Here is a 12,161-nt window from a genome sequence, read left to right on the forward strand (position 1 = left end):
GGTTTGGTCACGCACTGCTGCGTGAAACGGTAGCAGCACTGAGCGATGTACGTGTTGCGCGAACGATTATGCGAGCAGCCCGAACTGCTCCCCAATTCGCAGCGGGTCTACAGACCGCCAATGGCGTGATAGGTGTAGTATTCACAACCTGATCGGCAGCCCAGAGTAGATGTGCAGAAGATGTTTGGTCACACGAAGATGCTTCGCGCCACTGTTGTGGCATGATGGCTGGCTGGGCTGGTACTGTTTCGGCCACCTAAAGGCGTAGCAATGCTACGCCCCTACGCGATCCTGCTCTCTGCGCGCTTCGTCAGAGATGGTCATACGCTGGGTGTCCTAGCGTGGTGACTCCATCCTTTACAACGTTGCTTGCTTCTGGTATACTTAACATCGTTGAATATCTATATGAGCTAGCATTAGAGCAACGCATGGCCGAATCGGAACTGCCCAACCTGACCACCGAGCACTCGACGCTCGACGCCATCGAGCAGATGATCCTGCGCATCAGTTGGCTGGCGCAGCGCCAGTTTGTGCAGTTGCTCGACGACGACCGGTTCAATCTCACGTTGACCCAGTTCTACACGCTGCTCCATCTGGCTCAGACCAATGGCGAATGCAAGATGTCGGATCTAGCCGAGGCAACGCAGCAGTCGGCGGCAGCGCTAACCGGCGTCGTGGATCGCCTGCTCGATAAGCAACTGGTCGAGCGCACCCGGCATGAACGCGACCGCCGGCAGGTGATGGTGCAGATTACATCGCGCGGCATTGCCATGATTGCCGCGATCAAGCAGGCCCGCCGCGAGCAGATCCACGCGGCGCTTGGCCACTTGCCGGCGGCTGATGCAGAACGGCTGCTGGAATTGTTGGAAGGAGTGTTGGCCGGAATGGCGCGCGTCCTCGAACGGAGTGAAACGGGACGGCTGGCCTGACAATGCAGCAACGAACGGGGTGGCATAGCCTGCGTTCGTTCGAGGAGTGACGATTGATGCGGTTTCGATGGCAATTTACTCGTCCCGCTGAGTTGCCGAAAGGCGTGAGCTGGTCACGTCTGCTAAGGTATCTCAGGCCATATCAGGGATGGATGGTTGTCGCACTAGTGACGATGGTCGTTGGTGCTGGCTTGGGGTTGGTGATGCCGTTGGTGATTGGTCAGATGGTCAATCTGATTACCGGTGATCAGTCGCTGCCGATCTCTCAGATTGCCCTGCTGTTGGGATTGGTGGCTACTGGGCAAGCAGTGACCGGTCTGATCCAGACCTACAGTCTTACCTTTGTCGGTGAACGAGTGGTCACCGATCTGCGTCAAGCGGCGTACCAGCATCTCCAGCAGCTCGACCTCGCTTTCTTTGAACAGCGTCGCACCGGTGAGATTACATCGCGGATCACCAACGATGTAACGTTGATTCAATCAATGGTGACCACTAATCTGGGCATGCTGTTGGGAGGCGTGATCCAGTTGGTTGGTGCGATCATCTTGATGGTGGTTGTTTCATGGCAGCTCAGTGGGTTGGCATTGGTGCTTGTGCCAACACTCGTGTTGATTGCAGTCTTCTTTGGGCGCTGGCTGCGGCGGATCTCAACTACGGTGCAAGATCGGCTCGCCGATGCAACTAGCATCCTCGAGGAGACGGTGGCCGGCGTGCGGGTGGTGCGCTCGTTTGGGCGCGAGCCATATGAAATCGCGCGATTTCAGACTGCGACTGAGGCAACCTTTGCCGCAGCGATGAAACGAGCGCGGGTGCGGGCGCTCTTTCAACCGGCAATGTTGTTGACGGTCTGGGGTGCGTTGATCGGCATGCTGATTGTTGGCGGGTTTCTGGTCAGCACGGGATCGTTAACACCGGGTAGTTTGGTGGCCTTTCTCTTTTATGCCGGCATTGCGGCTGGCTCGATGGGCGGGTTCGTTGGTCTGTTTGGGCAGATGCAAGAGGCGCTCGGTGCAACAACGCGGGTGTTCGAGCTGCTCGACCAGCAGCCAGCGGTGACTGATGCTCCCGATGCCATCCCGCTGCCGCCAGTGCAGGGCCGGGTCGAGTTTCGTGAGGTGTCGTTCGCCTATCAGCGGGCCGAGAACGGCCAAACTGCGCCGGTCGTGCTCCGCAACTTCTCGCTGGCAATCGAACCGGGTGAGATGGTGGCGCTGGTCGGACCGAGCGGCGCCGGCAAAAGCACCATCGTGAATCTCATCCCGCGCTTTTACGACGTGCAGGCCGGCAATGTCCTTATCGACGGCTATGACGTGCGCCGGGTGCAGATGCGGTCGCTGCGCGCACAGATCGGGATCGTGCCACAAGAGACGCTGCTGTTTAGCGGCAGCATCCGCGACAACATTCGCTATGGTCGGCTTGAGGCCAGCGATGCCGAGGTAGAAGCAGCAGCCCGCATGGCGAATGCGCACGAGTTCATTTGCAACTTGCCGGATGGGTATGATACGCCGGTTGGCGAGCGCGGCGTGCGTCTGAGCGGCGGCCAACGGCAGCGAATCGCGATCGCGCGCGCTATTTTGAAGGATCCACGCATCTTGATCCTTGACGAAGCGACCAGTTCGCTCGACAGCGAAAGCGAGCGGCTCGTGCAAGAGGCGCTGGAACGGTTGATGGCCGGTCGCACTAGCATCGTGATTGCTCACCGGCTGAGCACTGTGCAGCGGGCTGACCGGATTGTCGTGGTGGTGGCGGGTGAAGTGGTCGAAGCGGGAACCCACCGCCAATTGTTGGCCCGTGGCGGGATGTATGCCCGGCTATATGAACTGCAATTTCAAGCGCCAACGCTGTCCATTGCATCCGATTAAACCGCAGGAGCAACGTTCACACTGAACGTAGGAGATACCGAACCTATGAATGAGCCAATGTCCCTGTTTGACGATGTGTCCGAAGACCAAGAAGAGCAATTTGAAGCGCCTGAACGCCGGTTGCCGATGGTGGTGCTCGGCGAGATGGTGATTATGCCGCACATGACCATCCCGTTGCAGGTGCCGCAGGGGAAATCCTACCGCGCTATGGAACGGGCATGGGATGAAGATCGCGATGTGTTGTTGATTTTTGTGCGTGAGCATCAGCTCGAAGGCTACAAGAGCAACCAACCGCAGAATCTGCCGCCAATCGGCGTGATTGCCCAATTGCAAGAGTTCGCCAAGCTGAATGACGGCACGGCGCGCGTGATCCTTGAGGGCCAGAGCCGGGCGCAGATTATCGAAGCGGTGCAGATCACTCCCTTCTACCGGGTGCGCTGCCGGCCAGTGACTGATCCGGTCGTCACCGGTCTCGAAGTCGAAGCGCTCATGGAGACGGTCAAACAGCAGGTTGATGAGTTTGTCGAGCATCTCGGCGAGGTGCCACAAGAGGCGGTGCAATTCGTGCATCGCATTGACCGTCCGGGCCATCTGGCCGACATCGTGACGTGGGGGCCGGCGTTCGACTTCAAAGACCGGCTGGAAATCCTCAACACGCTCGATCCGGTCGAGCGCTTGCGCAAGGCGTATCTGGTCTTGGCGCGCCAGCTTGAGCTGCTCAAGCTGCGGGTGAAGATTCAGCAAGATACCAAAGAGGTGCTTGATCAGAGCCAGCGCGAATACTTCCTGCGCGAGCAGTTGCGGGTCATTCGCCGCGAGCTTGGTGAAGACGAAGAAGGCGATGATCCTATCGATGAGCTGCGCCGTAAGATTCACGAATTGAATGCGCCGGAGTACGTTAAGAATCAGGCGTTGCACGAGCTTAAGCGGCTAGCCCAGCAGGGCATGAATAACCCTGAGTCGGGTGTGATCCGCACCTACCTTGACTGGATCCTCTCGTTGCCGTGGGCAGACGAGGAGTTGCCTGAGATCAGCATTACCGAAGCGCAAAAGGTGCTCGATGCCGACCATTATGGCCTCGAGAAGGTCAAAGAACGGATCCTCGAATATCTGGCTGTGCGTAAGCTGGCCGGCGACAAGCTGCGCTCGCCGATCCTCTGTTTCGTTGGCCCGCCCGGTGTGGGCAAGACGAGTCTAGGTCGCAGCATTGCCCGCGCGTTGGGGCGCAAATTCGTGCGCACCAGCCTCGGCGGCGTGCGCGATGAAGCCGAGATCCGCGGCCATCGCCGCACCTATATCGGCGCGCTGCCCGGTCGGATTATTCAGGCGATGAAGAACGTTAAGTCGAAGAGTCCGGTCTACATTCTCGATGAGGTAGACAAGATCGGGATCGACTTCCGCGGCGACCCGACTTCGGCCCTGCTCGAGGTGCTCGATCCTGAGCAGAACAATGCGTTCAGCGATCACTACCTTGAGATCCCGTTCGATCTCAGCAAGGTGATCTTCATTGCTACCGCTAACCAGCTCGAACCGATCCCGCTACCGTTGCGCGATCGCATGGAGATCATCGAGATCAGCGGCTACACCGAGGATGAGAAATTGGAAATTGCGCGCGGCTTCCTCATTCCCAAGCAGCGCGAGTTCCACGGTTTGCAAGAGGAGCAGATCGAGTTTACCGAAGGCGCGATCCTGAAGCTGATTCGCGAATATACCCGCGAAGCCGGCGTGCGCAGCCTTGAACGCGAAATCGCTAGCCTCTGCCGTAAAGTAGCGCGGCAGGTGGCCGAGCAGACCGAAGCGAACGGCGAAGCACCGCCGAAGGTTGTAATCGACGAAGCGGCGGTGGTCAGGTACCTCGGCCCTGAACGCTACACCTTCGGCATGGTCGAAGAGCAGGATGAAATCGGGGTGGCCACCGGTGTGGCATGGACGAGCGCTGGCGGCGATATTCTCAGCATCGAGGTGTTGCCGTTTAAAGGCAAGGGCCAACTGCAACTGACCGGCCAGCTTGGCGAGGTGATGAAGGAGAGTGCGCAGGCGGCGGTCAGCTATGTGCGCTCGCGCGCCGTTGATTTCGGCATCGATCCTAATACCTTCGAGGAGACGAACATTCATATTCACATTCCCGAAGGAGCGGTGCCGAAGGATGGCCCTTCGGCAGGGATCACGCTGACAACGGCATTGGTCAGCGCCCTCACCGGTACACCGGTGCGGCGCGACGTGGCAATGACTGGCGAGGTGACGCTGCGTGGTAAGGTGTTGCCCATCGGTGGTTTGAAAGAGAAGACGCTGGCCGCGCACCGGGCAGGCATCCGCACGTTCATCTTGCCGAAAGAGAACGCTAAAGACATCAGCGAGCTACCGGAGAAGGTGCGGCGTGAGCTGAACCTCATCCCAGTCTCGTCAATGGATGAAGTCCTGCGGATCGCTCTCAGCCGGATGCCAACGCCGACTGGCAATCAGAACGGGTCGCATCCGAACAATAATCGCGGTCAGTCCTCGCCTGCACCGGCTGGCATGTGATGGGGATGGGACATTCAACGGAGCGGTGAGTTGAACACCTCACCGCTCCTGTGTCGCAACCCGGATTGCGAGCACGTGGAAGCTGTGGCTGATGTTCTCTGCTATGGCTCAATCTGCGCCGATCTGCGCATCTGGCTGCCACGCTGGCCCATGCCGGGCAGTGGCGTCCATGCCTTGCGTAGCGCTTGGTCAGCGGGTGGTAATGCGCTCAACGAAGCGCGCGCATTGACGTGGTGGGGGGTGCAGCCGCTCCTTTACGGTGACCGGTTAGGCGATGATCCAGCAGGTGAGGTGGTAGCGACTGAGCTGCGCGCACTCAATCTCGCTGCCAACATCGAACGTGATGCACGGGTAGCTACGCCGGTTTGCCATATCCTGATTACACCTGACGGCGAGCGCACTATTATCGCGCTTCGAGAGGGAACCGCTGCCTCGCCACCGCCGCCGGAAGCACTAGCGGCAGCACAGATCGTTAGTGTGAGCCGTTACGGGCTGTACACTACTGAGGTTGCGTTGGCCGCCCGTCGCTTAGATCGACTGGTAATTGTTGGTGATGTGCTAACACCGACTGAACCGCTCGCCTATGCTGCTGACGTCATTGTTACCTCAGCAGCATTGCTTGACCCTGACCCGCTCGCACGGGCGACTGATCTCCATTACGTGCGTGGTGCGCCGGTCTTTCTCACCGACGGCCCTCGTCCGGCGCGCGTCTTCGTTGCCGGCGTTTGGTATGAAGTGTTACCGCCAGTGCAGACCGTGACCGACAGCACCGGCGCCGGCGACATCTTCCGCGCCGGTGTGACCTACGGTGTATGGCGGGGCTGGGATTGGCCGGCGATATTGGCGTTTGCTACTCGTGCTGCTACCGAACAGCTCACAACACCACCAACGGAAGGTTCACTTCGTGCGATACGGTCGCCGGTATAGCTGCCTCTGCATACCCCAACGTCGCGCCTGAGTTCGCCAGCCAATACTTCCCATGAGACGGTAAAGCCACACTGGAATTGCACGCTGCCGCATTCGACGTTGCGCTAAGAGGGGGATCGGTTGTCCTTGGGCCAACGCTTCGGCCGCCATCGTCAACGCCAGCCGGATCGCCATTACCCTGCCGTCCATAGTGGCGAGCGGCTCGCCATGTACCATCTCGCCGCCACCCAGCGCTAAACCGCCTTGCCAAGTAAAGCCAGCAGTGTGGGCAAATTCAGCACAGATCGCCAAGGCATTATCGAGATGATGGGCTTCGGGAAAGCCACAATTCCCAATCGCTACTAACCGGTTGGACGCTACCTGATGGTTGCGCCGATGCGCGGCCAGTAACTCAAGCCATCGGATGACCGGTGCAGGCAATGTATCAATATAGAGTGGAAAGACCAGCACAATGAGATCGGTTGCGTCAAGTTGCGCAAGCAACGCTTGCAATTTCAGGGGATTGTTAAGCGTTGGATAGAGTAAGACGGTCTCGGTCGCAATACCACGCGCTGCAAGGTGCTGCATCAGATACTCGCCTAACGAATACGACGTGCTCTTACGCATGCGCGGACTTCCCACCAGCAACAGCGCGTTACGTGGCGGGGAGTGCTGAATGACACCGGCGGGAAGTGTCGGTAGCGGCGGCACCATCATCGTCGTACCGCGAGTAATGGCGGTGAGCGCTGCATCCATCTGTACGGCTAGCTCGCTCTCTGGCGGCATCCCGGTTACAATCGCGCAATAGGTAGTTGGCGCATAGAAATTGAGACTATTACGCCATACCAAATGGCGAAAAATCGCTTCAGTGTGAGGGTTTGGCGTCGCTTGCCAACCAATCGCCAAGAAGCTAGGGTACCGCTCGTAACGTCGCTTGTGATGCGTTTCACCGTTGAGCGTAGTAAAAAACGGCGCAATATTTTGAATCTGGTGATCAACCGCCTGCTTCAGCAGTGAACTATACCCACCAAAGGTGATAGGAGTGAGATAGACCATCACATCAGCCGCAACAATGGCAGCCGCAATCGTGCGATTATCATCGGCGACCATGCATTGACCGGGGGAACGCACCCAACAAAAGAAATCACCGGCACAATTACCGATCTTACACGAGCGGAGGGTAAAAGTCTGGACAGTATAGCCTTGCACTGCACATCGATCCAGCAGCGTTTGTCTGATCTGCTGACCAACCTCATCTTCAGCGGCGGAGCCATCTAGGACGACGACCTGCATTGCGATGTTCCTTTCACGAGCAAACAAATTGTTGCAGGATACACTCCATTTCATACCGGTACAATGCGGCGCCATCAGCACCAAACGGCGGAATTTGACGACCAATCTCAAGTGAGACCAGCCCATGCACCCGCGCCCAGATCAACATTGCGAGAGCAAAACTCTGCGGATCACAATCGCCGCCGTAATGCTGCCATTGCGCGAACATCGGCTGATAAACCGGAGGTATCTCTGGAAGCGGTGGCGCGTGTAACCGGCCCGCCAGTCGCAGCGCCTCGATCACGCTCACCAGCGCGCTCAACGCGCGCGCCGCCGCCGGCAGCACCTGCTCGATCGGCGCAACGTAGCCGGGAATCGGCGTGCCAAAGATGAGTTGGTACCGTTCCGGGTAGGTGATCGCCCACTGCCGGTAGGCGATGCCGGTAGCCCACAACCGGCCAACGAGGTTATCAGATGGAACCGCGTCGCGCGCAGCTAATTGGGCATCGCCAAACGAGGTGTACGCATCGATGATTAGCGCCGTGACAAGGGTGTCGCGGTCAGGATAGTAGTTGTAGATCGCCGGTGCTGTGATCCCCAATGCGCGTGCAATCGCCCGCAGACTCAGCGCCGGCGCACCATGAACTGCGATCTGCTGCCAAGCCGTTTGTTTGATGACCTCCGGTAAGTTGGGGGTTTGTTGGGATTTGGGTGGGCGAGGCATGATAGTCCTTAAAATAAACGATGTTTATTTACACTGTAAGTATACCATACGCGACAGTTGATGGTAAGAGAAGATTTGACAACTGCCGCACAACCCTTGGCGCTGGCCTGTTGTGAACAGAGGGCCGCGTCTGGCATAGTGCGCTGATAAATTACCGCAATCTCATCATCGTGCATCGCCTTCGTGTTATAATCGGTCAGAACGATGGGCTTGGAGGTATGGAATGCGAATCGCGTGTCTTGGATGGGGATCGCTTATCTGGGATCCCCGCTCGTTGCCGATACAGGGCCGCTGGTTGGAAGATGGGCCGCTAGTTCCTGTCGAGTTCGCCCGTGAATCAGAAGATGGCCGCGTCACGCTTGTGATCAAGAGTGATGCGACACCTGTGCGGGTATTGTGGACGCTAATGCTTCCCACCGAGCTGCAAGCAGCGAAAAAGGCGCTGCGCGATCGTGAGAGGATACCAACCAAAAACTGGGAGAAGAGGATTGGATCGTGGCGGCACGGCGAAGCGGCGCCAGCGGCCATACCCGAGCTGCCCGACTGGGCGCAGGCGCGCAATCTTGACGCAGTTATCTGGACGGCGCTCAACCCTACGTTTACTCATGTGGATGAAATCATTGAACATCTAAACAATCTCAGCGGTGAGAAGAAAGAACGTGCAGAGCAGTACATCCGGTGCGCTCCGTCTCAGATCAAGACCGCGTATCGCCGCCAGATCGAGCACATATTCGGCTGGACACCCCGTAAATGCGGTAGTTAAATAATAATAGATGGCACTTCACATTGTCGGCAAAATCAGTGCGTTACTCAGACAGGAGATTACTGCAAGCAGCCCGGGCAATGCGCCCCTTTGCCCCACGCGCTTAGCCCATCGGTCGCATGAGCTACGAACTCTCTGAACAGCCCGATCAAATCATTCTACGAACCAACGACTACACGCTTGGCTGGTCAACCGACAGCGGCGCACTCATCCATTTCCAGCGCCATGACAGTTTGAATGTTTTGGGGCATGGCCCGGCGGTTGCCGGGGTAGATGTCGCTTTGGGCGATCCAGCGAACTGGATCACCAGCCGTACCTTTGCCCGCTATCTGTGGCACCGGGTGAGCGCCGACGATGATCAGATGGTGATGACAGTCATCGTCGGGCTGGGCCCGCTCAAAATCTTTGACCATTATCAGATCGGGTGCGATGCTATCAAGCGCTGGATCGAGATTGAGAATGTCAGTGGCGATGATCTGCGACTATACGGTGTGCGTTTGGTGATACCGGACGCACGTGTAGGCGAACCGAGTCATTGTCTCTTCGAGGCGCCGGGCAACAGCGTGCGGCCTCGCGCACCGCTCGCCATTGCGGCGACGCAAGATCGCACCATTCTCCCGCGCCGCTTTTTTGCGCCGGGTTTGCGGGGCGGCAGTGCCTTCGAGCCGGCGCCAACGCAGGGGCCGGGGGTGATGGCGTTGTGGAACGACGAACGACCGCTTACCCTGCTGTGCTGGTATGCCGGCAACGATGAAGCGGCGCTGCCTTACGTGCAAGGCGGTCACGAAGCGGTATCGTTAGCGTATGAGGTCGCTATCGCGAGCTGGCTGCGTTCTGACCAGCGGTTGGCGGTCGGGCAGCAACACATCGCGTTGGTATCCCAACCGTGGCCGGCAGCGCTGGCCGTTTACCGTGCGCTGACGCCATTGCCACAGCCGCCGGCGGCGTGGCTGCGCGATGCCGTACTGTACGTCGCCGATCTGCGCCACTATGGCGGCGCCGATGGTTTATGCGCTCACCTACCGGAATTGACAGCGCTGGGGGTTGATTCGCTCTGTCTGTTACCGTGGCACACGGTTGGCGAGCGACCGCACTTGATCGGTGATCTTGAACGGATCGATCCGGCTTGTGGCGAGGAACCGGCTATTCGCCACCTAATTGAGACTGCCCACCGGCAGGGGATGCGAGTGTTGCTCGATGTGGCGTTGCAAGGCTGCGCCGCCGACTCTCGCTACCTTAACGAACACCCCGAATGGTTTGTGCGCGACGAGGTCGGCGCGTTTGCGATCGGCATTCCGTCCGACTCCCCGGCAGCCGCCCGCCATCCCGGCGTAGCATTGTTGGCTGGCGGCTACCATTTTGATTGGACACGCAACGACTGGCGGTTGTACTGGCAGCAATGGGTGATCGAGCAGATCGATCGTTTTGCACTTGACGGGTTGCGGGTAGTGGCACCGTACCCGGCTGCGCCAGCGTGGATCCGCCGGCCACCGTTGCGGGCCAGCGCCGGCGCGGTGTTCATGGCCCAAGCCGTGAGCGAAATCGCTGCCGCGCGCCCTCATTTGACTATACTCTGCACCCTATCCGGGCCGCGTTCGGCCCAATGTGCCAGCGGCTGGTTCGATTATCCCAGCCATCATATGCTGATTCACCTTGCCATGCGCCGGATCACGCCGGCTGAATGGTGCGCCTATCAAGCCGATTATGCCGAACTCTACCCTCCCGCTTACCGGATCGGTTTTCTGGAAATGCACGATACTGCCGACTGCAACCCGCTGGCCGACGGCTTACGCGGCTCGCGACTAGTGCAGGCGCTGTGGGCTGTGATGCTGTTCAGCGGCTTAACGCCGGCAATGTGGAATGGGCAGGAGATTGCCGATCATCACATCTTGCCGCGCCTGCTCAACCTCTGGCAGCGTGAACCGGCGCTCCGCCACGGCGCGATCGACTGGCAGCCGTTCAGCGCCATACCCGGCGATGTGCTCGCCATCCGTCGCACCCTTAGCGAGCGCAGTCTGGTTGGTGTGGTTAATCTCGGCGCATTGCCGAGCCGTCTGATCACTACTCGCGGACTTGGCGGCGACATTCTCGGTCTTTTCCCGCTTGGCCGCGAGCGGCGCGGCACTGGCGAGGAATTGCGGTTAGCGCCGTTTGGGGTGTATTGTTTTGAGGGGTGAGGGAGACAACGCCAAGGCGCAGCGTATTCAAGCGCAAAGGCGCAACGGACGCCAAAAGCGCAAAGAGTTTTGGGTTACCTCTTCCCCTTTCCCTCGGCGCTCTCTGCGGTGAACGACTTACCCTCACCCCTAGCCTTGCCCCGCTGGGGTAGGAGAGAGGCGAGATGAAGCGCTGCTACGATAAACCGTTGCGCAAATTGCCGAACATTACCGAATCTCATGACTTTGCTGCGCGATCCTGTGCCAGCGCTGCCAATCCATTATCCGCGTACCGATGGGCATCCAGATCCTGAGGGTAAGAACTTTGAGAGGTTTGTTGTCAATAAGGTAAAATCAAATAAACCTGCTGATGCTGACCCCCACCTCGAATTGCCAAGCAATGAGAAAGAATTGTCATATGAGTCTTTGACAAATACCTGTCGTATATCAGCCTAGCGATTCCTTATCCGTACTCAAAGAGAGACCGGCGTCGCTGATCCCCCGCGCTCCGTTACGCCACGCGCGCACCAGTTTGCGGGCAAGGATCATTGCTCGGTGCTGGAGGGCTTTGGCGGCGGAGACAGTGCAACCGAGTTGGCGGGCCGTTTCTTCGAGGGACAGGTCATAGCCGAAGCGGAGTCAGAGCACGCGCCGGTAGTGGTCGGGCAGGGCAGCCAGCACGTACTGAAGGTGCTCCCAGTCCCACTGTGGGGCGAGGAGAGTTTCGGGGTCGCCGTCGTGCTCGGTGTCGCCCGCTTCAAGCGGTACGAAACGTCCGGCCCGGCGGCGGATATTCGCGGCCTGATCGCGGGCAAGATGAAACAGCCACGCGGTGAGGGGGAGACCGCGGTCTTCATAGTGGGTGGCCCGTTCGAGCAGGCGGATAAAGACCTCGCTGTGGGCGTCACGGGTCAATTCGGCATCACCCACGCGGCGGCACAGGTAGTGATAGACGCGGGGCCCGTAAGTTTCATAGATCCAGCTCACGATCTGCGGGTCGCGTTGTTGAAGTCCGGTAATCAGGTC

9 protein-coding genes and 1 pseudogene are annotated in these 12,161 nt (G+C 58.8%); 6 read left to right on the forward strand and 4 right to left on the reverse strand.

Annotated features, from left to right (window positions below):
- Positions 1–428: 428 nt before the first annotated feature.
- From Q1A00_RS17580 to Q1A00_RS17595, 4 genes are all read left to right on the forward strand, one after another.
- The gene (locus Q1A00_RS17580; protein WP_298402271.1) at positions 429–929 is read left to right on the forward strand and encodes a MarR family winged helix-turn-helix transcriptional regulator; all 501 of its coding nucleotides are present in this window, start codon (positions 429–431) and stop codon (positions 927–929) included.
- A 56-nt stretch (positions 930–985) separates the two neighbouring features.
- On the forward strand, positions 986–2,791 hold the full coding sequence (locus tag Q1A00_RS17585; RefSeq protein WP_298402273.1) for an ABC transporter ATP-binding protein: 1,806 nt from the start codon (positions 986–988) through the stop codon (positions 2,789–2,791).
- Between the two features lie 45 nt (positions 2,792–2,836).
- Complete coding sequence (lon, locus tag Q1A00_RS17590; RefSeq protein WP_299758188.1) at positions 2,837–5,314, forward strand: endopeptidase La; 2,478 nt, start codon at positions 2,837–2,839, stop codon at positions 5,312–5,314.
- An 84-nt stretch (positions 5,315–5,398) separates the two neighbouring features.
- Entirely contained in the window at positions 5,399–6,241 is an 843-nt protein-coding gene (locus tag Q1A00_RS17595; RefSeq protein ID WP_299758191.1) for a carbohydrate kinase family protein, read from the forward strand.
- Here the strand turns inward: Q1A00_RS17595 and Q1A00_RS17600 are convergent.
- Positions 6,212–7,513 (reverse strand): NAD(P)H-dependent oxidoreductase, encoded by a 1,302-nt coding sequence (locus Q1A00_RS17600; protein WP_299758194.1) that lies wholly within the window; start codon positions 7,511–7,513, stop codon positions 6,212–6,214. The two genes, Q1A00_RS17595 and Q1A00_RS17600, sit on opposite strands and share 30 nt — an antisense overlap.
- 13 nt (positions 7,514–7,526) lie before the next feature.
- The gene (locus Q1A00_RS17605) at positions 7,527–8,216 is read right to left on the reverse strand and encodes a TetR/AcrR family transcriptional regulator (protein ID WP_298402280.1); all 690 of its coding nucleotides are present in this window, start codon (positions 8,214–8,216) and stop codon (positions 7,527–7,529) included.
- Between the two features lie 223 nt (positions 8,217–8,439).
- Here Q1A00_RS17605 and Q1A00_RS17610 point away from each other — a divergent pair, with 223 nt between their 5' ends.
- Positions 8,440–8,979, forward strand: a complete 540-nt coding sequence (locus Q1A00_RS17610; protein ID WP_299758198.1) for a hypothetical protein — start codon at positions 8,440–8,442, stop codon at positions 8,977–8,979.
- A 119-nt stretch (positions 8,980–9,098) separates the two neighbouring features.
- Positions 9,099–11,156, forward strand: a complete 2,058-nt coding sequence (locus tag Q1A00_RS17615) for an alpha-amylase family glycosyl hydrolase (RefSeq protein ID WP_299758201.1) — start codon at positions 9,099–9,101, stop codon at positions 11,154–11,156.
- A 426-nt stretch (positions 11,157–11,582) separates the two neighbouring features.
- On the opposite strand, the pseudogene Q1A00_RS17620 reads toward Q1A00_RS17615, so the two are convergent.
- Both Q1A00_RS17620 and Q1A00_RS17625 read right to left on the reverse strand, forming a co-directional pair.
- A pseudogene (locus Q1A00_RS17620) lies at positions 11,583–11,762 on the reverse strand (hypothetical protein); the annotation flags it as partial.
- Positions 11,763–11,774: 12 nt separating this feature from the next.
- Positions 11,775–12,161, reverse strand: a 387-nt coding sequence (locus Q1A00_RS17625) for an RNA polymerase sigma factor (RefSeq protein ID WP_299758204.1), incomplete at its 5' end; no start/stop codon positions are given.

It is taken from the genome of uncultured Chloroflexus sp., from assembly GCF_938091255.1.
GTDB lineage: Bacteria > Chloroflexota > Chloroflexia > Chloroflexales > Chloroflexaceae > Chloroflexus.